At 60.8% G+C, this 22,059-nt stretch carries 16 protein-coding genes and 3 pseudogenes; 16 read left to right on the plus strand and 3 right to left on the minus strand.

The window, feature by feature from the left end; all coding sequences use genetic code 11:
- The first annotated feature begins 64 nt into the window (after positions 1-64).
- From coxB to DQ405_RS09220, 3 genes are read left to right on the plus strand one after another with little or no spacing between them, the layout of a single operon-like run.
- Positions 65-958: a cytochrome c oxidase subunit II gene (gene coxB / locus DQ405_RS09210; RefSeq protein ID WP_168424045.1), complete on the plus strand. Its 894-nt coding sequence runs from the start codon at positions 65-67 to the stop codon at positions 956-958.
- Positions 955-3,486, plus strand: a complete 2,532-nt coding sequence (gene ctaD / locus DQ405_RS09215; RefSeq protein ID WP_168423932.1) for a cytochrome c oxidase subunit I — start codon at positions 955-957, stop codon at positions 3,484-3,486. The genes coxB and ctaD overlap by 4 nt, the downstream gene beginning before the upstream one ends.
- Positions 3,486-3,845, plus strand: a complete 360-nt coding sequence (locus DQ405_RS09220; RefSeq protein WP_168423933.1) for a hypothetical protein — start codon at positions 3,486-3,488, stop codon at positions 3,843-3,845. The genes ctaD and DQ405_RS09220 overlap by 1 nt, the downstream gene beginning before the upstream one ends.
- A gap of 120 nt (positions 3,846-3,965) precedes the next feature.
- Here DQ405_RS09220 and tusA read toward each other — a convergent pair whose 3' ends face one another.
- Both tusA and rlmM read right to left on the minus strand, forming a co-directional pair.
- Positions 3,966-4,217, minus strand: a complete 252-nt coding sequence (tusA, locus tag DQ405_RS09225; RefSeq protein WP_168423934.1) for a sulfurtransferase TusA — start codon at positions 4,215-4,217, stop codon at positions 3,966-3,968.
- Positions 4,218-4,281: 64 nt separating this feature from the next.
- A complete protein-coding gene (rlmM, locus tag DQ405_RS09230; RefSeq protein WP_168423935.1) occupies positions 4,282-5,331 on the minus strand; it encodes a 23S rRNA (cytidine(2498)-2'-O)-methyltransferase RlmM in 1,050 nt (349 codons plus the stop codon).
- Positions 5,332-5,629: 298 nt separating this feature from the next.
- On the opposite strand from rlmM, the gene acnA reads away from it, so the two are divergent.
- From acnA to DQ405_RS28525, 3 genes and pseudogenes are all read left to right on the plus strand, one after another.
- Positions 5,630-8,305, plus strand: a complete 2,676-nt coding sequence (gene acnA, locus DQ405_RS09235) for an aconitate hydratase AcnA (RefSeq protein WP_168423936.1) — start codon at positions 5,630-5,632, stop codon at positions 8,303-8,305.
- Positions 8,306-8,500: 195 nt separating this feature from the next.
- Positions 8,501-8,833, plus strand: a pseudogene (locus DQ405_RS28520) (PAS domain-containing protein); the annotation flags it as partial.
- A gap of 696 nt (positions 8,834-9,529) precedes the next feature.
- Positions 9,530-10,069 (plus strand): annotated as a pseudogene (locus tag DQ405_RS28525) (methyl-accepting chemotaxis protein); the annotation flags it as partial.
- A gap of 79 nt (positions 10,070-10,148) precedes the next feature.
- Here the strand turns inward: DQ405_RS28525 and DQ405_RS09245 are convergent.
- A complete protein-coding gene (locus DQ405_RS09245; RefSeq protein WP_168423938.1) occupies positions 10,149-10,832 on the minus strand; it encodes an alpha/beta family hydrolase in 684 nt (227 codons plus the stop codon).
- Between the two features lie 83 nt (positions 10,833-10,915).
- Between DQ405_RS09245 and ccoN (DQ405_RS09250) the strand changes: the two are divergent.
- The 10 genes and pseudogenes from ccoN (DQ405_RS09250) to DQ405_RS09295 all read left to right on the plus strand — a co-directional run bounded on the left by ccoN (DQ405_RS09250) (position 10,916) and on the right by DQ405_RS09295 (position 22,025).
- Positions 10,916-12,339: pseudogene (gene ccoN / locus DQ405_RS09250) on the plus strand (cytochrome-c oxidase, cbb3-type subunit I).
- Between the two features lie 10 nt (positions 12,340-12,349).
- Positions 12,350-12,961, plus strand: a complete 612-nt coding sequence (gene ccoO / locus DQ405_RS09255) for a cytochrome-c oxidase, cbb3-type subunit II (protein ID WP_168423939.1) — start codon at positions 12,350-12,352, stop codon at positions 12,959-12,961.
- Between the two features lie 100 nt (positions 12,962-13,061).
- Positions 13,062-13,997, plus strand: a complete 936-nt coding sequence (gene ccoP, locus DQ405_RS09260; RefSeq protein ID WP_168423940.1) for a cytochrome-c oxidase, cbb3-type subunit III — start codon at positions 13,062-13,064, stop codon at positions 13,995-13,997.
- Between the two features lie 357 nt (positions 13,998-14,354).
- Complete coding sequence (ccoN, locus tag DQ405_RS09265) at positions 14,355-15,782, plus strand: cytochrome-c oxidase, cbb3-type subunit I (RefSeq protein WP_168423941.1); 1,428 nt, start codon at positions 14,355-14,357, stop codon at positions 15,780-15,782.
- A gap of 11 nt (positions 15,783-15,793) precedes the next feature.
- Positions 15,794-16,405, plus strand: a complete 612-nt coding sequence (gene ccoO / locus DQ405_RS09270; RefSeq protein ID WP_168423942.1) for a cytochrome-c oxidase, cbb3-type subunit II — start codon at positions 15,794-15,796, stop codon at positions 16,403-16,405.
- A gap of 6 nt (positions 16,406-16,411) precedes the next feature.
- The gene (locus DQ405_RS09275) at positions 16,412-16,594 is read left to right on the plus strand and encodes a cbb3-type cytochrome oxidase subunit 3 (protein WP_168423943.1); all 183 of its coding nucleotides are present in this window, start codon (positions 16,412-16,414) and stop codon (positions 16,592-16,594) included.
- The gene (ccoP, locus tag DQ405_RS09280) at positions 16,595-17,512 is read left to right on the plus strand and encodes a cytochrome-c oxidase, cbb3-type subunit III (RefSeq protein WP_168423944.1); all 918 of its coding nucleotides are present in this window, start codon (positions 16,595-16,597) and stop codon (positions 17,510-17,512) included.
- Positions 17,513-17,646: 134 nt separating this feature from the next.
- Positions 17,647-19,059, plus strand: a complete 1,413-nt coding sequence (ccoG, locus tag DQ405_RS09285; protein ID WP_168423945.1) for a cytochrome c oxidase accessory protein CcoG — start codon at positions 17,647-17,649, stop codon at positions 19,057-19,059.
- 10 nt (positions 19,060-19,069) lie between these two features.
- On the plus strand, positions 19,070-19,573 hold the full coding sequence (locus DQ405_RS09290; RefSeq protein WP_168423946.1) for a FixH family protein: 504 nt from the start codon (positions 19,070-19,072) through the stop codon (positions 19,571-19,573).
- Between the two features lie 7 nt (positions 19,574-19,580).
- Positions 19,581-22,025, plus strand: coding sequence for a heavy metal translocating P-type ATPase (locus DQ405_RS09295; RefSeq protein WP_168423947.1), 2,445 nt, complete (start codon positions 19,581-19,583; stop codon positions 22,023-22,025).
- The last annotated feature ends 34 nt before the right edge of the window (positions 22,026-22,059 follow it).

Genomic DNA, 22,059 nt, shown 5'->3' on the forward strand with positions numbered 1-22,059 from the left:
GCTGTCAGTTCCTTTACTGACCGCCTGTGCCGGGCCGCTATCCACGCTCGACCCGGCCAGCCCCATGGCGCGCCAGGTGGCGAATGTCTGGTGGGGCATGTTCGCCTTCGCCACCCTTGTGCTGGTGGCAGTCAGCGTGCTCTGGGTCTATGCCCTGGCCCGTAAGCCGCGCCAGACCAGCGAGGAACAAGCGATACGGCTGAACCGCCGCTGGGTCATCGGTGGCGGCATCGTGCTGCCCAGCCTGAGCATTATCGTGCTGCTGATATTCGGCATTCCGACCGGCCGCAGCATGATGCCACTACCGGTGGAAGGCGAGCAGCCGCTGAAGGTTGAAGTCACCGGCCATCAGTGGTGGTGGGAAGTGCACTACCCCGACAGCGGTGTCACTACGGCCAATCAGCTGATTATTCCGGCCGGCCGCCTGGTGGATGTGCATGTCACCAGCGCCGATGTCATCCACTCGTTCTGGATACCACGGCTCGGTGGAAAGATGGACATGCTGCCGGGACGAACCAATGTCATTCGCATCGAAGCCGGACATACAGGAATCTTTCACGGTCAATGCTCGGAGTTCTGCGGGCTTCAGCACACGCACATGAAACTCCATGTTGAAGCGCTCGATGAAGGCGGCTTTGGCGAATGGATCGCCGCGAGAGGGAACCTCAGCATCACGCAGCGCGCCCCCGGTGAGGCCGGCCAGGTCTTCAACGACCGCTGCGGTCAATGTCATCGCGTCGCAGGCGTCAGTAGTGGCGATCGCGCGCCGGACCTGACCGACTTGGCGAGTCGCCCCAGCCTGGGCGCCGGCGTGATAGAAAACGATAGCGAGGGGCTACGACGCTGGCTGCGTGAACACAAGACGCTCAAGTTCGGCAATGGTATGCCGGCGCATGACGACGTACCGCCTGAAACCCTCGACCAGATTGCTGCTTGGCTGGAGACGCTCGCGCCATGAATGCTTCGTTCAGGGGCAGCGCCCCGTCTACCGATCCGGATCAGCTTCACGACCAATTCAACGATGTCTGGGGCAACCCGCGCGGCTGGCGCGCGCTGACCATCGTCAACCACACCAGCATTGGCCTGCGCTTCCTTATCACCGGCGGTGTGTTCTTCCTGATCGGCGGGCTGATGGCGATGCTGATCCGCACTCAGCTGGCGATGCCCGGCTACGTGCTGATGGAGCCGGAGGTCTACAACCAGGTCTTCACCATGCACGGCTCGGTGATGATGTTCCTGTTTGCGGTGCCAATGATGGAAGGGTTGGCGGTCTATCTCATCCCGAAAATGATCGGCGCGCGCGATCTGATTTTCCCGCGCCTCTCCTCGTTGGGGTATTTCTGCTACCTGTTCGGCGGCATCATCCTGTTATCCAGCGTGTTTCTTGGCGTTGCGCCAAAAGCCGGTTGGTTCATGTACACGCCATTGTCCAGCTCATCGCACATGCCCGGAGTCAATTCGGATTTCTGGCTGCTGGGCATCACCTTCGTTGAGATTTCCGCCGTGAGCGCCGGGGTCGAACTGGTGGTGTCGATCCTGCGCACCCGCACCAATGGCATGGCGCTGCATCAGATGCCGCTTTACGCCTGGTACATTCTGGTGATGGCGCTGATGATCGTGTTCGGCTTCCCGCCGCTGATCCTCGGCAGCATTTTGCTTGAACTGGAACGCGCCGCCGGCCTGCCCTTCTTCGACACCGCCAAGGGCGGCGACCCGGTGCTCTGGCAGCATCTGTTCTGGCTGTTCGGTCACCCTGAGGTGTACATCATCTTCCTGCCCGGCGCAGGCATTGTCTCGACGCTGCTGCCGGTGTTCTGCCAGCGACCGCTGGTGGGCTATCGCTGGGTAGTGCTCGGCGTGCTGACCACCGGCTTCCTGAGTTTCGGCCTCTGGGTCCATCACATGTTCACGGTGGGCATTCCGGCGTTGGCACTGGGCTTCTTCTCGGCAGCGAGCATGCTGGTGGCGATCCCCACCGGGGTGCAGATCTTCGCCTGGATCGCGACCTTGTGGCTGGGCAAGCCGGTGTATCACGTGCCGATGCTCTGGTTGGTGGGTTTCCTGATCGTCTTCGTCTGCGGCGGATTGACCGGCGTGATGGTCGCCCTGGTGCCCTTCGACTGGCAGGTACACGACACCCACTTCGTCGTCGCGCACATGCATTACGTGCTGGTCGGCGGGATGTTCTTTCCGTTGATGGCCGGGCTGTATTACTGGCTACCGCATTTCTCGGGTCGCATGCCCTCGGTGCGCCTGGGTCGCTGGGGGTTCTGGCTGGTTTTCATCGGTTTCAATACCACCTTCCTGATCATGCACTGGACCGGCCTGCTGGGCATGCCGCGCCGGGTCTATACCTACGACACGGGCCTGGGCTGGGACATTCCCAACCTGATCTCGTCCATCGGCAGTTTCATCATGGCCATCGGCATCGGCACCATCCTGCTGGATATCGTGCTGCACTTCCGCTTCGGCCAGCCGGCCAAGACCAACCCGTGGAACGCCGATACACTGGAATGGGCTACGAGCTTGCCGCCAAGCCCGTACAACTTCGTCAGCCTGCCGGACGTCACGGACCGACATCCCCTCTGGAAGGACCCGGATCTGCCACACAGCATAGCCCGAGGCGAGCATGCACTGACGACGATTGATCATGGGCGCCGCGAAACCTGGGGCTCCGACCCCTTGACGGGCAAAGTACGGGAGGTAATCCACCTACCCGGCAACAGCTGGTGGCCATTCGTGGCCTCAGTATTTCTCGCGGTGCTCTGCCTGAGCCTGTTGAGCAAGGCGTACTGGCTGGCCCTCGCCGCCACCGTGGCGACGCTGATCGTTCTATTCCGCTGGTCTTGGGAGAACGGCGCGCATCCCGTCGCCGCGCCGGATGCGCGCACCCAACCGGGTGAACCGCCGCTGCATTCACGGACCTTCGACGGCCCCGGCTTGTGGGGCATGGGCGTCACCCTGCTGGCCAACGGTACTCTGTATCTGTCGCTGCTGTTCGGCTGGTTCTATCTATGGACCGTTTCGCCGGAATGGCAAGTACCGGAACAGTCCGACATCAATGGCTGGCTGATGCTGGCCAGCGCCATCCTGCTGACGATCGGCACGCTGTGGATGCGAGTGATTCCGGCGAGGCTTCGCCGTGGCAACTGCAGCGGACTGCTCGGCAACATGAGTGTGGTTTCAGCCATCGGCATGGTGCAATTCGGCACGTTGTTGTGGGTGCTGCTTGGCGCCGATCTGCAGATCACCGAAACCGCCCACGACGCGGTGATTTTCGTGATTCTGGCCTACAGCCTGATTCACTGCGGCCTGGCGACGATTTGCACCCTGCTGCAGGTGCTACGGGTGCATTACGGCTATGTGGGGAAAAAGGCGCCCTACGAGCCGGTGGTGGTCGAGCAGCTCTGGTATTACAACCTGGGCGTGGTCTGGAGTGCCTACGCGGCGATCGTTCTGTTCCCGGCGGCTTGGGGAGGTGCCTGATGAAGTACCGCCGCACATCAGTCTTTCATCCGATGCAGATCCCGTTCGGGCTGACCATCTGGAGCCTCTGGTTCGCCACGATGTACGGCTCGCACGCTGTAGTCTGCTCCATCGCGCCGCCCGATCCCAATCAGGGAATCTTCAATTGGCTGAACGCGAGTTTCGGCGTGTTCACCCTGATGGTGGTCGCCCTGTTGCTATGGCTGGGCCATCGCTCGTGGAAACTGTCACGGCCACCGCATGACCTGAACGAGCGTCAGGTGTTCGTCACTAAAGTCGCTTCGGGAATTCATTTCATCGCCGCGCTGGCGACGGTGTTCGTCGGGCTGCAGCTGGCGTTTCTGCCGCCCTGCGTTTGAGCGATCGCTCGATCAGGTCCCGAGCAGGCAGCGCGTTGCGACAGCATCGCTGATCGCGACCTTCCAGCCTGGTTCGAGGGGCTGCACCTATCCAGCAGGTGCCCGACTCGAGCGGCGCTATCAATCGGTTTTCTTACGAATCCAGTAGAGGTAGGTCCCCTCTGCGGTCTGCTGCTCCACCAGTTCATGGCCGAGAAATACGCAGAATTTGGGAATATCGCGCTGGGTAGATGGATCGGTTGCGATCACCTTGAGCAATTCGCCGCCGCCGAGTCCGCGAACCTTGTTGTGCAGCATCATCACCGGCTCGGGGCAATTCAGACCGCTGGCATCGAGCACCGCGTCGGCGGACAGTTCAGCAGATTGAGACATAACAGGCTCCTAAAACAGGACGGCATTGTCGCCCAGACAGATCGCGCGGTCACCCGCTTGCGCATCACAGCCGACGCAGATGGCAGGTCACTTCCTCACGATCATGGTAAAGCTGCTTGCAGCCGATACTCGCCTTCACCCCTCGTTCGGCAAGCCCATCGGCGATGCGTTCCAGCAGACGCTTCACCTCGGCGTAGCGCTGTTTCATGGGCAGTTTGAGGTTGACCACCGCCTCGCGACACAGGCCCTCACCGATCCACGTCTCCAGCAAGGCGGCGTTTTTCGCCGGCTTCTCAACGATATCGCAAACCATCCAATCCACCGCCCGCTTCGGGCGGAAGGCAAAACCGTCGGCACGGTAATGACCAACCAGGCCGGATTCGAGCAGTTCCTCGTTCATCGGGCCGTTATCCACCGCCATCACTTCTATATCTCGATTGACAAGCTGCCAGGTCCAGCCGCCCGGCGAAGCACCCAGATCCACCGCGGTCATACCGGCCGCCAGGCGTTGATCCCATTGTTCACGAGGAATGAAGTGATGCCAGGCCTCTTCCAGCTTCAGCGTCGAGCGGCTCGGCGCTTGCCGGGGGAACTTGAGCCGAGGAATGCCCATCGGCCACATCGCGCTGTTATCGGCTTCGGCAATGCCGAGGAAGACCTCACGGCCGCTCTTGAAGGTAAGTAGCAAGCGGGGACCATCGGCCCCTTCCTTGAGCCGCCCGGCCTGCGTCAATGCCTTGCGCAGCGGCGCCTCGAATTTGCGGCAGAAGGTCGACAGCTCCTTACCATCATTGGTGTCCAGCACTTCCAGCCAGAGGCTGCTGCAGACCGGATAGGCACTGAGTTGTTCGAGCAACACGCCGATGCGGTCGGTTTCCGGCAGGGCCAGGTACTCGCCTCTCGCCCATTGCCGCGCAAAGATCAGCCGGGAGAAACGCAAGTTGCGCATCATTCGCTCGGCGCCACCCACGTCACTGCAGATGAACTCGGCGCATGCGCTGTTCGGTTTCGCTTTGGCGTAACCGACCACGTCCAGGCAGGCAGCCTGATCGCTGATCTCGGCACAGACTTCGTTTTCGAAGCCCGGGCGGCAATGCAGCAGCAATGTATTCATGAATAAACCTTATCGTCGGCGCGAGGCGCATGGCGCCGAAGCGCCCTGCGACCAAAGCCGGACATGATAGCCGAGTGGGGAACCCCGGGCTCCGTGCTCCGGTCCAGTGAACAGTCAACTCGGAAATCAATCGGCCCGATATAGCCCTATCAGACGCTTGCAAGATACCGGGTACGGTTCCATAGCCGCTGGCAACGACCGCGGCGTGTTTCGTGGCGAAACACGCCGCCAGGGGCTAGTTTCAACATAACGCTCCCCATCCCAATCAGCCCGACCGTGCGGGCACAAGGAGAGACGAATGCCATCCCTGGACAGCCTGAATTGCCGTCGAAGCCTAGACGTAAACGGCAAGACCTATCATTACTACAGCCTGCCGGAAGCGGCCAAGCAGCTGGGCGACATCACTCGCTTGCCGACCTCGCTCAAGGTGCTGCTGGAAAATCTGCTGCGCTGGGAGGATGACGTCACGGTGCGAGCCGATGATTTCAACTCGCTGGCGGTATGGCTGAAGACCCACACCTCCGAACGCGAAATCCAGTACCGCCCCGCGCGGGTGCTGATGCAGGACTTCACGGGCGTGCCGGCAGTCGTCGACCTGACCGCCATGCGCGATGCGGTGTCCCGTGCCGGTGCCGACCCTCAGCGCATCAATCCGCTGTCGCCGGTCGACCTGGTGATCGACCACTCGGTAATGGTTGACCGTTTCGGCAGCGATAAGGCCTTCGAGCAGAACGTCGATATCGAAATGCAGCGCAACGGCGAGCGCTATGAGTTTCTGCGCTGGGGTCAGCAGGCCTTCGACAACTTCCGCGTGGTACCGCCGGGCACCGGCATCTGTCACCAGGTGAACCTGGAATACTTGGGCCAGGTGGTATGGACCAAGGAAGAAAACGGCGAAACCACCGCCTATCCGGACACCTTGGTCGGCACCGACTCGCATACCACGATGATTAACGGCCTCGGCGTGCTCGGCTGGGGCGTGGGCGGTATCGAGGCGGAGGCGGCCATGCTCGGCCAACCCGTGTCGATGCTGATCCCGGAAGTGATCGGCATGCGTTTGACGGGCAAGCTCAATGAAGGCGTGACTGCGACCGACCTGGTGCTCACCGTCACGCAGATGCTGCGCAAGCATGGCGTGGTGGGCAAGTTCGTCGAGTTCTTCGGCCCCGGCCTTGACCACCTGCCGCTCGCCGACCGCGCCACGATCGGCAATATGGCACCGGAATATGGCGCCACTTGCGGCTTCTTCCCGGTTGATCAAATCACCATCGATTACCTGCGCCTGACCGGGCGCGACGAGGACCGCATCGCCCTGGTCGAGGCCTACAGCAAGGCCCAGGGCATGTGGCGCGACACCAACTCGCCGGACCCGGTCTTCACCGCCACCCTGGAGCTCGACCTGAGCCAGGTACAGCCATCCCTCGCCGGTCCCAAGCGCCCGCAAGACCGGGTATCGCTGGGCGATATCGGCGCCAGCTTCGACCTGCTGCTAGAAACCAGCGGCAAGACCCAGCAGGCCGGCAGCTCTGTACCCGTGGCAGGCGAGGATTTTGGCCTCAAGCATGGCGCGGTGGTCATTGCGGCGATCACCTCCTGCACCAACACTTCCAATCCGAACGTGCTTATGGCCGCCGGGTTAGTCGCGAAGAAGGCGCTCGAGCGGGGCCTGAAGCGTGCGCCCTGGGTGAAGTCTTCGCTCGCACCCGGCTCCAAGGTGGTCACCGACTACTTGGAACGCGCCGGCCTGACCACCTACCTGGATCAACTCGGCTTCAACCTGGTCGGCTATGGCTGCACCACCTGCATCGGCAACTCCGGCCCGCTGCCCGAGGCCATCAGCCAGGCCATCACCGACAACGACCTGATCGTTTCCTCGGTGCTGTCCGGCAACCGCAACTTCGAAGGGCGCGTGCATCCACTGGTCAAGGCCAACTGGCTGGCATCGCCGCCGCTGGTAGTCGCCTTCGCCCTGGCAGGGACGACCCGGATCAACATGGACAAGGAACCGCTCGGCTACGACGAACAGAATCAGCCCGTCTATCTCAAAGACATCTGGCCGACCAGCGCCGAGGTGAACGAAGCGGTCGCCAAGATCGATGGGCAGATGTTCCGTACCCGTTATGCAGATGTCTTCAGCGGCGACGAGCACTGGCAGTCGATTGCCGTGACCGCTGGCGATACCTACAAGTGGAACAACAACTCCAGCTACGTGCAGAACCCGCCATTCTTCGAAGACATCGGCCAACCGCCCGCGCCGCCCAAGGATGTCGAGAATGCACGTATCCTGGCGCTGTTTGGCGACTCGATTACCACCGACCATATTTCGCCAGCCGGCAACATCAAGGCCAGTTCGCCAGCCGGACTGTATCTGCAGCAACTGAGCGTGAAGCCCGAAGACTTCAACTCCTACGGCTCGCGCCGGGGCAACCACGAAGTGATGATGCGCGGCACCTTCGCCAACATCCGTATCAAAAACGAGATGCTCGGCGGCGAAGAAGGCGGTGAGACCCTCCATCAACCCAGCGCAGAGCGCATGTCGATCTACGACGCGGCGATGCGCTACCAGGCTGAAGGCGTGCCGCTGGTGGTGATCGCCGGCAAGGAATACGGCACCGGGTCCAGCCGCGACTGGGCGGCCAAGGGTACCAACCTACTCGGCGTGAAGGCGGTGATCGCCGAAAGCTTCGAGCGCATCCACCGTTCCAATCTGATCGGCATGGGCGTGTTGGCGCTGCAGTTCGTGGGCGATCAGACCCGGCGATCGCTGGGCCTGACCGGCAACGAGAAACTCTCGATCCGCGGCCTGGGCGAGGATATCAAGCCACGTCAGCTATTGACCGTGGATGTGGAGCGCGCAGACGGCTCGAGGGACAACTTCCAGGTGCTCTGCCGCATCGATACCCTAAACGAAGTTCAATACTTCAAGGCCGGCGGCATCCTGCATTACGTGTTGCGGCAGCTGATCACAGCCTGAAGCGTGCGCCTCACATCACCAAAACGCTCGCTCGCAGCGCTGCGGCGGCGGGCGTTTTGCTTTGCAACGGACGTCCATCTGTCGGTCGATAATCAACTAATCGGAATGCCTGCCGTTAAGCAAAACATACCGGTCACCTGACCACACCACGTCTTGAAAACACGCACCAAGCCCCTCGAACTGCAGGCGTATCTCATGCGAAACAACCAGCCCATCACCCAGCGCGAATATGCGTTCCCCGACCAGCAGCGGCTGATTTCCACTACGGACCTGAAAGGCCAGATCAACTACTGCAACGACATTTTCGCGGAAGTCAGCGGCTTCGAGCATAGCGAGCTTATCGGCTCTCCGCACAACCTGATCCGCCACCCGGACGTGCCGTCCGCCGTGTTCGCTCACATGTGGGCAACGCTCAAGGACGGAAAACCCTGGATGGGAATCGTCAAGAACCGACGCAAGGATGGGGACCACTACTGGGTCAACGCCTATGTAACGCCGGTGGTCGACATGCAACGCCAGGTCATCGGCTATGAATCGGTCCGCACCAAACCCACCCGCGAGCAGATCCAGCGTGCGGAAGCGCTCTATGCGCGTCTCAACGCGGGCAAGAGCGGCGTGCCTCGTCGGGAGAAATGGCTCCCCCTGGCGGCCAACTGGCTGCCCTTCATTCTCACCAGCCAGATCGGGTTCATGGTCGGTTACTGGCTCAACCACATGTGGGGCTTCGCCTTGGCTGCGCTGCTCTCCGTACCGCTGGGCCTCGCCGGCCGCCATTGGCAGATGCGCGGAGTGAACCGCTTAGTGCGCCTGGCCGAGCAATCGATGAGCGATCCGCTGATTGCTCGCATGTATACCGACAGCCAGGGCGTCGAAGCGCGCCTGGAAATGGCGATGCTCAGCGAGCATGCCCGTCTGAAAACCTGCCTCACTCGTCTGCAGGACAGCGCCGTGCAATTGCAGCAGCAGGCCAAGCGGGCCGATGAGCTCGCGCACAGCTGCTCGGACGGGCTGGCTCGTCAACATCACGAAACCGAGCAGGTCGCCACGGCCATCAACCAGATGGCCGCGACGACTCAGGAGGTTGCAGGCAACGTCACGCTGGCAGCCGAGGCGACCGAGCAAGCCAGCCAGTTGACCGCGCAGGGCCAGGAAATCAGCGCCCAAACGCGCAAAGCCATCGAACTGCTAGCTCACGCGGTCACGGAAACCGGCGATGCGGTATCCGCACTGGCGCAGAACAGTGACGAAATCGGTACCGTCGTCGACGTGATCAAGAGCATTGCCGACCAGACCAATCTGCTCGCGCTCAATGCGGCGATCGAAGCGGCCCGCGCCGGGGAGAGCGGTCGCGGCTTCGCGGTCGTAGCCGACGAGGTCCGTCAACTGGCCCAACGTACCGGTGCCGCAACAGGCCAGATCCATCAGCTGATCGAAAAGCTCCAGCTGCAGGCGCGCCAGGCGGTCGAAACGACCGAGCAGGGTCGTGCACAGGCGAGCCGTGGCGTGGAACGGGTGATCGATGCGGACAAGGCACTGGGAGGCATCAGCACGGCAGTGGGACGCATCATCGATATGACCTCGCAGATTGCTTCTGCGACCGAGCAGCAGAGTGCGGTCGCAGAGGAAATCAGCCACAACGTCAGCAATATCGCCCGCCTCGCCGATCAGACCTCCGGAGACGCCCAGAGCTCAGCGCTGCTCTCTGAGGACCTGGCCGCAACCGCACAATCGCAGTACACCCTGGTGGAGCGCTTCAACCGCTGAACCGGCTTGGCAACGCTCAGACAACGCCCGCTCGCAGCGCCGCTGCAGCGGGCGTTTGCTTTGTAGCAGGCAGGGCAAATCAAGGCTGACGCAAGAACGCGGCAACGACCTGCGCGGCGCTCTGAAGGTGCTGCTCGTGAGTCAGCCCCGAGCGCTTCAGCGGCTTGAGGTCATGGTCCGCGGCAGCCATCCAGTTGAGACGAATTGTCGGCGATAGGGAATAGCCGGCAACGGTATTCCTATCGCCCAGTGCATCCCGCTCCCCCTGAACGATCAATGTCGGCGTGCGCAGCTCGGCGAGATGCGCTACACGTGGCTTTTCCGGCTTGCCCGCGGCGTAAAACGGGTAACCCAGACAGACCAGCGCATCGACCGCCAGCTCATCGGCCAGCAGGCTCGCCATTCGACCGCCCATGGACTTGCCTCCGATAGCCAAACGTCCTGCGGTTTGCTGTCGCACCGACTGATACACCTCACGCCATTGCTGCAACAGCTGCGCCTGCGGATTCGGTGGACGCTTGCGTCCGGTCGCTCGCCGTTCGGCCATATATGCGAACTCGAAGCGAAAGACCGCAATACCGCATGCCAGAAGCCCCTCGACCATCTTCTGCATGAAATCACTGTCCATCGGCGCACCCGCGCCATGGGCCAGGATCAAGCTGGCGAAAGCCCCGCCCGGCGGCTGATCAGCCCTCATGAACGGAATTTCACCGCCTTGCGAGTATTGATCAGCGTCAATACCGGCCATATGCCCTTTCCCCATCCTTGCCCCCGCTTACCCGTGAAAGAAATGTCTGCTCACCGCAACAACAAAACATGCTCATTACCGTGGATGGAAGCCCATACATGAACACAGCAACCAGTACCGCCTATGACTACAAGGTGGTCCGCCAATTCGCCATCATGACGGTGGTGTGGGGAATCGTCGGGATGGGGCTCGGCGTTTTCATCGCAGCGCAGTTGGCCTGGCCGTTTCTCAACTTCGACCTGCCCTGGACCAGCTTCGGCCGCTTGCGCCCCTTGCACACCAACGCGGTGATTTTCGCCTTTGGTGGCTGTGCATTGTTTGCAACCTCTTATTATTCCGTCCAGCGCACCTGTCAGACCACGTTGTTTGCACCCAAGCTGGCGGCGTTCACGTTCTGGGGCTGGCAACTGGTGATACTGCTGGCGGCAATCAGCCTGCCGCTGGGCTTCACCAGCTCCAAGGAATACGCCGAGCTCGAATGGCCGATCGATATCCTGATCACCATCGTCTGGGTGTCCTACGCAATCGTGTTCTTCGGCACCCTGGCGACCCGCAAGGTCAAGCACATCTATGTCGGCAACTGGTTCTTCGGCGGATTCATCCTCACCGTCGCCCTGCTCCATGTGGTCAACAACCTGGAGATACCGGTTACGGCGATGAAATCCTATTCGCTGTATTCGGGTGCGACCGACGCGATGGTCCAGTGGTGGTACGGCCACAACGCCGTGGGCTTCTTCCTTACCGCTGGCTTCCTCGGGATCATGTACTACTTCGTGCCGAAGCAGGCCGAGCGTCCGGTGTATTCCTATCGCCTGTCGATCGTTCACTTCTGGGCGCTGATCACCGTCTACATCTGGGCCGGCCACACCACCTGCACTACACCGCGCTGCCAGACTGGGCGCAGAGCCTGGGCATGGTGATGTCGCTGATCCTGCTGGCGCCAAGCTGGGGTGGCATGATCAACGGCATGATGACCCTGTCGGGCGCCTGGCATAAGTTGCGCAGCGACCCGATCCTGCGCTTCCTGGTCGTGTCACTGGCGTTCTATGGCATGTCGACCTTCGAAGGTCCGATGATGGCCATCAAGACCGTCAACGCCCTCTCCCACTACACCGACTGGACCATCGGCCACGTGCATGCCGGCGCGCTCGGCTGGGTCGCCATGGTTTCGATCGGCGCACTGTATCACCTGATCCCGAAAGTCTTCGGCCGTCCGCATATGCACAGCATCGGGCTGATCAACGCCCACTTCTGGCTGGCCACCATCGGCACCGTGCTCTACATCGCTTCGATGTGGGTCAACGGTATCGCACAGGGCCTGATGTGGCGTGCAATCAACGAAGACGGCACCCTGACTTACTCCTTCGTCGAAGCGCTCGAAGCCAGCCATCCAGGTTTCGTGGTGCGGATGATCGGTGGCGCGATCTTTTTCGCCGGCATGCTGCTGATGGCCTACAACACCTGGCGCACTGTAAGCGCCTCCAAGCCGGCCGAATATGTAGCCGCCGCGCAGATCGCCTAAGGAGCCGACTATGAAGAAGCACGAAATACTCGAAAAGAATGTCGGCCTGCTGACCCTCTTCATGATCCTTGCAGTGAGCATCGGGGGCCTGACCCAGATCGTTCCGCTGTTCTTCCAGGACGTGGTCAACGAGCCGGTCGAGGGCATGAAGCCTTACACCGCACTGCAACTGGAAGGCCGCGACATCTATATCAAGGAAGGCTGCGTGGGTTGCCATTCGCAGATGATCCGTCCGTTCCGCGCCGAAACCGAGCGCTATGGGCATTATTCGGTCGCCGGCGAAAGCGTTTATGACCACCCGTTTCTGTGGGGCTCCAAGCGTACTGGCCCGGACCTGGCTCGCGTCGGTGGTCGCTACTCGGACGACTGGCACCGTGCGCATCTCTACAACCCGCGCAACGTCGTGCCTGAGTCGAAGATGCCGTCCTACCCCTGGTTGGTAGAAGACACTCTGGACGGCAAGGACACCGCCACGAAGATGAAAGCGCTGCGTGCTCTGGGCGTGCCCTATAGCGATGAGGACATCGCGGCTGCCGACGACGCGGTCAAGGGCAAGACCGAGATGGATGCTCTGGTGGCGTACCTGCAGGTGCTCGGAACCGCCTTGCAGAACAAGCGCTGAGATGGGCTGCAAAATATCGAAAACGATGTGCTGCAGCGGCAGCCGTCAGAGATTCAACATCGCGGATAGCTCGAGCGTTCGGGCTGTCCAGGAGTAACAGATGAACGCTTTCTGGAGTGGATACATCGCCCTGCTTACGCTGGGCACCATCGTCGCTCTGTTCTGGCTGATTTTTGCCACTCGCAAGGGCGAGTCCGAGGGCACGACCGACAAGACCATGGGGCATTCCTTCGACGGCATTGAGGAATACGACAACCCGCTGCCCAAGTGGTGGTTCATGCTGTTCATCGGCACCTTGGTGTTCGGCATTCTCTATCTGGTGCTATATCCGGGCCTGGGTAACTGGAAAGGCGTAATGCCCGGTTACGAAGGCGGCTGGACCCAGGACAAGCAGTGGCAGCGAGAGGTCGAGCAAGCGGACGCCAAGTTTGGCCCTATCTTCGCCAGGTATTCGGCCATGGATGTCGCCCAACTTGCTCAGGACGAGCATGCGTTGAAGATCGGTGGCCGGCTCTTCGCCAACTATTGTTCGGTCTGCCATGGATCGGACGCCAAGGGCGCGAACGGCTTCCCCAACCTGGCGGACAGCGACTGGCGCTGGGGTGGTGATGCAGAGACCATCAAGGCCTCCATTCTTCACGGCCGCGTTGCAGCGATGCCGGCCTGGGGTCAGGTTATCGGCGAAGAAGGCGTCAAGAACGTCGCGGCCTTCGTGCGCGGCGATCTGGCCGGTCTCCCTCTGCCAGAAGGCGTCGAAGCGGATACAACCGTCGGTGGCCAGGTCTACGCGCAGACCTGTTCGGTCTGTCACGGCGCGAATGGCGAGGGCATGGCTGCGCTGGGCGCGCCCAACCTGACCAACCCCGCCGGATGGATCTATGGTTCGAGCCTGCCGCAGCTGCAACAGACCATTCGTCACGGGCGCAACGGCCAAATGCCGGCGCAGGAACAATACCTGGGCAACGACAAGGTGCACTTGCTTGCCGCCTACGTGTATAGCCTGTCGCAACAGCCAGAACATCTGGCGAAGCAGTAAATCACTACAGGGCGGTATCACCGTACCGCCCTGTTTTTAAGACAAGTTTCGTCCGAAAAAGCCACAGTGCGACGCTCTGTCGCAGACCACCCAATCCCTTCGCTGTTTGCCCTTCAGCCTGGCTGCTTCTATATTCCTTCCCCACTCGCCGCCCCCCGCAGAACTACAAGGCGAAGCCGTCGATTCAACACATCGGCCTGATGTGAAAACGACCCTGCAAAAAGCATGGAAAACGCTTGGAATCAGGGTCCGAACGGTACGAGATGGCCTGGGCGTTGATTGCATTGCCCCCCTCCTTTCTCCATACTTGCCGCCGTTTTTGCCCCCTTGATATGCCATTTAGCGTGGAAGCCTTGCATGAGCACAGCAATAAGTGAGACTGCATACAACTATAAGGTGGTTCGCCAATTAGCCATCATGACGGTGGTATGGGGAATTATCGGGATGGGAATGGGCGTGTTCATTGCCGCACAGCTCGTGTGGCCTCAGCTGAACTTCGACCTGCCGTGGGCCAGCTTCGGCCGCCTGCGCCCCTTGCATACCAACCTTGTCATTTTCGCCTTTGGCGGCTGTGCTCTGATGGCCACGTCCCTCTACGTGGTTCAGCGCACCTCCCAAGTACGGCTGTTCTCCGATGGCCTGGCAGCGTTCACCTTCTGGGGTTGGCAAGCGGTAATCGTGCTCGCGGTAATTACGCTGCCGCAGGGCTTCACCAGCTCCAAGGAATACGCCGAGCTGGAGTGGCCGATCGATATCTTGCTGGCTATCGTCTGGATCAGCTATGCGCTGGTGTTCTTCGGCACCATCATGAAACGGAAGGTCAGCCATATTTATGTTGGCAACTGGTTCTTCGGCGCCTTCATTCTGGTGACGGCGATGCTGCACATCGTCAACAACCTAGAAGTGCCGGTGACCTGGTTCAAGTCTTACTCGATTTACGCGGGTGCGACCGATGCGATGGTTCAGTGGTGGTACGGCCACAATGCCGTGGGCTTCTTCCTGACCACCGGATTCCTGGGCATGATGTACTACTTCGTTCCGAAGCAGGCGGGCCGTCCGGTCTACTCGTACCGCCTGTCGATCGTTCATTTTTGGGCGCTGATCACCCTGTACATCTGGGCCGGCCCACATCACCTGCACTACACCGCGCTGCCTGAATGGGCACAGAGCCTGGGCATGGTGATGTCGATCATCCTGCTGGCCCCGAGCTGGGGCGGCATGATCAACGGCATGATGACCCTGTCGGGCGCCTGGCATAAGCTGCGCACCGACCCGATCCTGCGCTTCCTCGTGGTCTCCCTGGCGTTCTATGGCATGTCGACCTTCGAAGGTCCGATGATGGCCATCAAGACCGTCAACGCGCTGTCCCATTACACCGACTGGACTATTGGTCACGTTCACGCCGGTGCGCTCGGCTGGGTTGCGATGATCAGCATCGGCGCCATATACCACCTGATTCCGAAGGTGTTCGCGCGCGGGCAGATGCACAGCATCGGCTTGATCAACGCCCACTTCTGGCTGGCCACCATCGGCACCGTGCTCTATATCGCCTCGATGTGGGTCAACGGCATCACCCAGGGCCTGATGTGGCGTGCGATCAATGAAGACGGCACGCTGACCTACTCCTTCGTTGAAGCACTGGAAGCCAGCCACCCCGGCTTTGTTGTTCGCTGGGTCGGCGGTGTCTTCTTCGTCACCGGCATGCTGCTGATGGCCTACAACACCTGGCGCACCGTGCGTGCCGCCAAGCCGGCCGAGTACGAAGCCGCTGCGCAGATCGCTTGAGGAACCGATAAATGAAGAATCATGAATTAGTTGAAAAAAACATCGGTCTGCTCACGCTGTTCATGGTCCTGGCCGTGAGCATCGGCGGTCTGACCCAGATCGTTCCGCTGTTCTTCCAAGACGTGGTCAACGAGCCGGTTGAGGGGATGAAGCCCTACACCGCGCTGCAGCTCGAAGGTCGTGACCTGTACATCCGCGAAGGCTGCGTCGGTTGCCATTCGCAGATGGTCCGTCCGTTCCGCGCCGAGACCGAGCGCTACGGTCACTACTCGGTTGCCGGCGAAAGCGTATACGACCACCCGTTCCTGTGGGGCTCCAAGCGTACCGGCCCGGATCTGGCCCGCGTTGGCGGCCGCTACTCCGATGATTGGCATCGTGCGCACCTCTACAACCCGCGCAACGTCGTGCCTGAATCGAAGATGCCTTCTTACCCCTGGCTGGTCGAGCAGAGCCTCGATGGCAAGGACACCGCCAAGAAGATGGAAGCCTTGCGCAGCGTAGGCGTGCCTTACACCGAGGAAGACATCGCCGGTGCAAAGGACGCGGTCAAGGGCAAAACCGAAATGGATGCCCTCGTCGCCTACCTGCAAGTACTCGGCACTGCACTCACCAACAAACGGTAACGCACCATGGAAATCGGGACTCTTCGCGGTCTGGGCACCATTCTTGTTTTCGTCGCCTTCATTGGCGTCGTGCTCTGGGCTTATAGCAGCAAGCGCAAGAAAAGCTTCGATGAAGCTGCCAACCTGCCCTTCGCAGACGAGCCCGACGCCAAGAAGCGTGATGAAGAAGCTTCCAGGAGTAAGAAATAAATGACCTCGTTTTGGAGTTGGTACATCACCCTGCTGAGCCTGGGGACCATTGCCGCACTGGTCTGGCTGCTGCTCGCGACTCGCAAGGGACAACGCCACGACAGCACCGAAGAAACCGTCGGCCATTCCTATGACGGCATCGAGGAATACGACAACCCGCTCCCGCGCTGGTGGTTCATGCTGTTTGTCGCCACGGTGATCTTCGCCCTCGGTTATCTGGTGCTGTACCCGGGCCTGGGTAACTGGAAAGGCGTGATGCCGGGTTACGAAGGTGGCTGGACCCAAGTGAAGGAATGGCAGCGCGAAATGGACAAGGCGAACGAGCAATACGGCCCGCTCTACGCCAAGTTCGCATCGATGCCCGTCGAAGAAGTCGCTCAAGATCCGCAAGCCCTGAAGATGGGCGGTCGCCTGTTCGCATCCAACTGCTCCGTCTGCCACGGCTCGGACGCTAAGGGCGCTTACGGCTTCCCCAACCTGACGGACAACGATTGGCTGTGGGGCGGCGCCCCCGAGACCATCAAGACCACCATCATGGGCGGGCGTCAGGCTGCAATGCCTGCATGGCGCGATGTCATCGGCGAGGAAGGCATTCGCAACGTTGCCGGGTATGTCCGCACCCTGGCCGGCCGGGAGATACCCGAAGGCATCAACGCTGACATTGAGCAGGGTCAAAAGATCTTTGCCGCCAACTGTGTAGCCTGTCATGGATCTGAAGGTAAAGGCACGGAAGCCATGGGCGCACCGGACCTGACCGATAACGTCTGGCTCTACGGCTCGAGCTTCGGACAGATTCAACAGACCCTGCGCTACGGCCGTAACGGCCGCATGCCAGCCCAGGAGCACATCCTTGGTAACGACAAGGTGCACCTGCTGGCGGCCTATGTGTACAGCCTCTCGCAACAGTCGGAGGACTGACAGGCAATCCAGGCGCGACCCACGGTCGCACCTGATGTCAGCCATCGAGGCGTACCATTCGCAGCAGGTCAGTTAAGGATCCCGGTCGGCATGTATCGACCGGGACACTCACCCTCCGCCGTGGTACGTATTCGATGTCCGAGCAAATCCCCGTTCATGATGTAACCCCCCCGGCCAAGGTCAACGCATCATCCGACCTCTATGCCGCTCGCGAAAAAATCTATACCCGCTCCTTCACCGGCCTGTTCCGTAATCTGCGACTCGCAGGCGGTGCGCTGCTCTTCCTGCTCTATTTCGGCACCGTGTGGCTGAACTGGAACGGCCGCCAGGCTGTCTGGTGGGACCTGCCCGAGCGCAAGTTCTACATATTTGGCGCCACATTCTGGCCCCAGGATTTCATTCTGCTGTCGGCGCTGCTGATCATCTGCGCGTTCGGGCTGTTCTTCATCACTGTGTTCGCCGGCCGCGTCTGGTGTGGCTATACGTGCCCGCAAAGCGTGTTCACCTGGGTTTTCATGTGGGCTGAAAAGGTCACCGAAGGTGATCGCAACCAGCGCATGAAGCTCGACAAGGCGCCCATGAGTGCCAACAAGTTTCTACGCAAATTGGCCAAGCATTCGATTTGGCTAGGCGTCTCGCTGGCTACTGCTGTCACCTTTGTTGGCTACTTCACCCCGATCCGAGATCTGGTGCCTGATCTGCTGAACTTCCAAGTGGGCGGCTGGGCATTGTTTTGGGTGGGTTTCTTTACCCTGGCGACCTACGGCAACGCCGGTTATCTGCGTGAGCAGGTGTGCATCTACATGTGCCCCTACGCACGCTTCCAGAGTGTGATGTTCGACCAGGATACGTTGATCGTCTCTTACGACCCGCGTCGCGGCGAGCGCCGCGGGCCACGGAAGAAGGAGACTGATTACAAGGCCATGGGACTCGGTGATTGCATCGATTGCACCATGTGCGTACAGGTTTGCCCCACCGGCATCGACATCCGCGACGGCCTACAGATCGAATGCATTGGCTGCGCGGCTTGCATCGATGCCTGCGACACCATCATGGACAAGATGAACTACCCTCGCGGGCTGATCAGCTACACCACCGAGCACAACCTGTCGGGGCAGAAAACCCACCTGGCCCGGCCCCGCCTGATGGGCTATGCCGTTGCGCTGGTCGCCATGATGGGCGTGTTCGTCTACGCAGTCACCGATCGCTCTCTGGTCAAGCTAGACGTTCTCAAGGATCGCGTGCTCTACCGTGAAAACGAGCAAGGCAGGATCGAAAACGTCTACACGCTGAAAGTGATGAACAAGGCCCAAAACGGGCAGACCTTCGTGATCGAGGCCACTGGCCTGGATGGTCTGCAATACGAAGGACGCAACGAGATCCGCGCCGAGGCCGGTGAACTGGTCACCGTTCCGGTGGAGCTTTCGGTTGCCCCCGAGCAGCTTCCCTCGAGCACCAACGACATCGTCTTCCACGTCAAGTCGGCGGATGATTCCTCAATCGAAGACGAAGCGGAAAGCCGTTTCATCGGCCCAAGCATTCGCTGACAGGTAGTACATGAGTAATTCAGACCAAGAGAACACCCGTTGGTACACCCAGTTCTGGGCCTGGTTCGTCATTGGCATCTTGCTGATATCGGTAATTCTCGGCACCTCGATGCTTACCATCGCGATCCGCAATGCCGACACGCTGGTGTCAGACAACTATTACGACGCCGGCAAGGGCATCAACCAGTCACTGGAGCGCGAGAAACTCGCCGAGCGTCTGCAACTACAAGCTCAGCTGACGCTCAACGACGAGCGCGGACTGGCCGAAGTACAGCTGAGCGGTCACAGCGGACCGCAGCAATTAGTGCTGAACCTGCTCTCCCCGACTCAGCCCGAACGCGATCGCCGCATTGTTCTCCAGCCTCAGGGCAACGGCTTCTATCAGGGACAGATGCAGGAGCCGGTCACCGGTAGGCGCTTCGTTGAACTGCTCGGTCGCGAGGGTGATCAGGACTGGCGCCTGTTCGAGGAAAAGGAAATCGTAAGCGGCCAGACACTCGAACTGAGCTACTGATCAATCAATGGCGAGTCCAACCCCCTGCTATCACTGCGGCCTGCCGGTCCTTGTCGGCAGCGCTTATCAGGCCCGCGTGCTCAACGAGCAGCGGGCAATGTGCTGTCCGGGCTGCCAGGCGGTCGCAGAGGCGATCGTTCAGGGCGGGCTGGAGAGCTACTACCTGCATCGCAGCGATGCCTCCATCAATCCCGGCGTTTTACCGCAGGCACTTACCGAAGAGCTGGCGCTGTACGACCGTAAGGACGTGCAACAGCCATTCGTGCAACACGAAGGCGAGCTGGCCACCACCTCCCTGATGATCGAAGGCATCAGCTGTGCCGCCTGTGGTTGGTTGATCGAAAAACACCTGCGCGGACTCGACAGCATCACCGAGGCCAGCCTGAACCTTTCCAGCCACCGTTTGCGGGTGCGCTGGAACGATGCGACCCTGCCGCTCAGCGAACTGCTCGCCGAGCTGCGGCGCATCGGTTACGCCGCACATCCCTACCAGGCCGATCAGGCAGCCGAGCGTCTTGCCCAGGAAAATCGACGCAGCATGCGCCAACTGGGTGTGACCGGGTTGCTATGGATGCAGGTGATGATGGCGACCATGGCGACCTGGCCGGAATTCAATATCGACCTTTCGCCAGGGATGGCCAGCATCCTGCGCTGGACCGCCCTGCTGCTGACCACCCCTATCGTTTTCTATTGCTGCACCGATTTCTTCAAGGGGGCACTGCGCGATTTACGCACCCGTCACCTGACCATGGACGTTTCGGTTTCATTAGCGATCGGCGGTGCCTATGTAGCCGGCATCTGGTCGACCGTTACCGGTCAGGGCGAACTGTATTTCGACGCCGTGGGCATGTTTGCACTGTTTCTGCTTGCCGGACGCTTTCTCGAGCGTCGCGCCCGGGAACGCACCGCCGCAGCCACCGCACAGCTGGTCAATCTGTTACCGGCGTCCTGCCTGAAACTTGCCGAAGACGGCCAAACGGTGCGCATTCTGCTCAGCGAGCTGCAACTCGGCGATGAGGTACTGGTGCATCCAGGCGCACTGATCCCGGCGGATGGCCGTATCCTCAGCGGACAGTCGAGCATCGACGAGTCAGTACTCACCGGCGAATATCTGCCGCAGGCACGAAGCGTTGGTGACGCCGTCACCGCCGGAACACTCAACGTCGAAGGCGCCCTGACCATCGAAGTCAAAGCGCTGGGTGACAACACTCGTCTGTCGGCCATTGTCGCCCTGCTGGAGCGCGCCCAGTCGGACAAACCACGCCTCGCCGAACTGGCAGACCGGGTCGCGCAATGGTTCTTGCTGATCGTGCTGTTGACGGCCGCTGTCATCGGCCTCGTCTGGTGGCAGATCGACCCGCAACGCGCGTTCTGGATCGTTCTTGCCTTGCTGGTCGCCACCTGCCCCTGTGCCCTGTCACTGGCGACTCCGACCGCCCTGACCACAGCCACCGGAACGCTGCATAAACTTGGGCTATTGCTTACCCGCGGGCACGTCTTGGAGGGGCTCAACCACATTGACACGGTGATCTTCGACAAAACCGGCACGCTGACCGAAGGACGTCTGACCTTGCGCGAGGTTCGCCCGCTGGCCGGGCTGGACGCCAATGTCTGTCTGGAGCTGGCCGCCGCGCTGGAAAACCGCTCCGAGCACCCGATTGCCAGAGCGTTCGGCCGGGCACCTCAAGCTGCTGAGACGGTGGAAAGCATTCCCGGCCTGGGCCTGCAAGGAACGGTCGCGGGACGTACGCTGCGTATTGGTCAGCCCGAATTCGTTGCGACCGGTTACGCAGGCACCGCTCCCGCCATTCCGGGAGGCCAAGGGCAATGGCTGCTGCTGGGCGACACCCACGGACCACTGGCGTGGCTGGTGCTAAATGATCGTCTGCGCGAGGACGCACCTGAGCTGCTGCGTGCCTGCAAGCAGCGCGGCTGGAAAACCGTACTACTGTCTGGCGACAGTTCACCCATGGTCGGCGAGATCGCCCGAGAGCTGAATATCGAGGACGCGCACGGTGGAATGACTCCAACCGATAAGCTGGCTCATCTGCAGCGATTACAAGCCGAAGGCTGTCGGGTACTGATGTTGGGCGACGGCGTCAATGATGCCCCGGTCCTGGCTGCTGCAGACATAAGCGTGGCCATGGGGACGGCGACCGATCTGGCCAAGACCAGCGCAGATGCTGTCCTGCTCAGCAATCGTCTCGGCAGCTTGGTACAGGCTTTCACCGTGGCGCGCCGCAGCCGCCGAATCATTATCGAGAACCTTGCTTGGGCGAGCCTTTACAACGGTCTGATCCTGCCATTCGCCGCCATTGGTTGGGTGACGCCACTATGGGCGGCGCTGGGTATGTCGGCGATTTCGCTGTTGGTAGTGCTCAACGCCATGCGGCTGATTCACCTGCCCGATCAGCCCCCAACCCGACAATCGGCTTTGCCTGGCGTAGGATAACTCCACCACTTCTGCCGTGCTTGCCGTACCGTTT

Source organism: Pseudomonas sp. SST3, assembly GCF_003325755.1.

Coding starts and splice junctions, on each gene's coding strand:
- ccoO (WP_168423939.1), top strand. CDS start 12,350: ATGAAGAAGCACGAAATACTCGAAAAGAATGTCGGCCTGCTGACCCTC.
- DQ405_RS09295 (WP_168423947.1), top strand. CDS start 19,581: ATGGCGAGTCCAACCCCCTGCTATCACTGCGGCCTGCCGGTCCTTGTC.
- ccoO (WP_168423942.1), top strand. CDS start 15,794: ATGAAGAATCATGAATTAGTTGAAAAAAACATCGGTCTGCTCACGCTG.
- DQ405_RS09275 (WP_168423943.1), top strand. CDS start 16,412: ATGGAAATCGGGACTCTTCGCGGTCTGGGCACCATTCTTGTTTTCGTC.
- coxB (WP_168424045.1), top strand. CDS start 65: ATGGCGCGCCAGGTGGCGAATGTCTGGTGGGGCATGTTCGCCTTCGCC.
- acnA (WP_168423936.1), top strand. CDS start 5,630: ATGCCATCCCTGGACAGCCTGAATTGCCGTCGAAGCCTAGACGTAAAC.
- DQ405_RS09290 (WP_168423946.1), top strand. CDS start 19,070: ATGAGTAATTCAGACCAAGAGAACACCCGTTGGTACACCCAGTTCTGG.
- ctaD (WP_168423932.1), top strand. CDS start 955: ATGAATGCTTCGTTCAGGGGCAGCGCCCCGTCTACCGATCCGGATCAG.
- ccoP (WP_168423944.1), top strand. CDS start 16,595: ATGACCTCGTTTTGGAGTTGGTACATCACCCTGCTGAGCCTGGGGACC.
- tusA (WP_168423934.1), bottom strand. CDS start 4,217: ATGTCTCAATCTGCTGAACTGTCCGCCGACGCGGTGCTCGATGCCAGC.
- ccoP (WP_168423940.1), top strand. CDS start 13,062: ATGAACGCTTTCTGGAGTGGATACATCGCCCTGCTTACGCTGGGCACC.
- ccoN (WP_168423941.1), top strand. CDS start 14,355: ATGAGCACAGCAATAAGTGAGACTGCATACAACTATAAGGTGGTTCGC.
- ccoG (WP_168423945.1), top strand. CDS start 17,647: ATGTCCGAGCAAATCCCCGTTCATGATGTAACCCCCCCGGCCAAGGTC.
- rlmM (WP_168423935.1), bottom strand. CDS start 5,331: ATGAATACATTGCTGCTGCATTGCCGCCCGGGCTTCGAAAACGAAGTC.
- DQ405_RS09245 (WP_168423938.1), bottom strand. CDS start 10,832: ATGGGGAAAGGGCATATGGCCGGTATTGACGCTGATCAATACTCGCAA.
- DQ405_RS09220 (WP_168423933.1), top strand. CDS start 3,486: ATGAAGTACCGCCGCACATCAGTCTTTCATCCGATGCAGATCCCGTTC.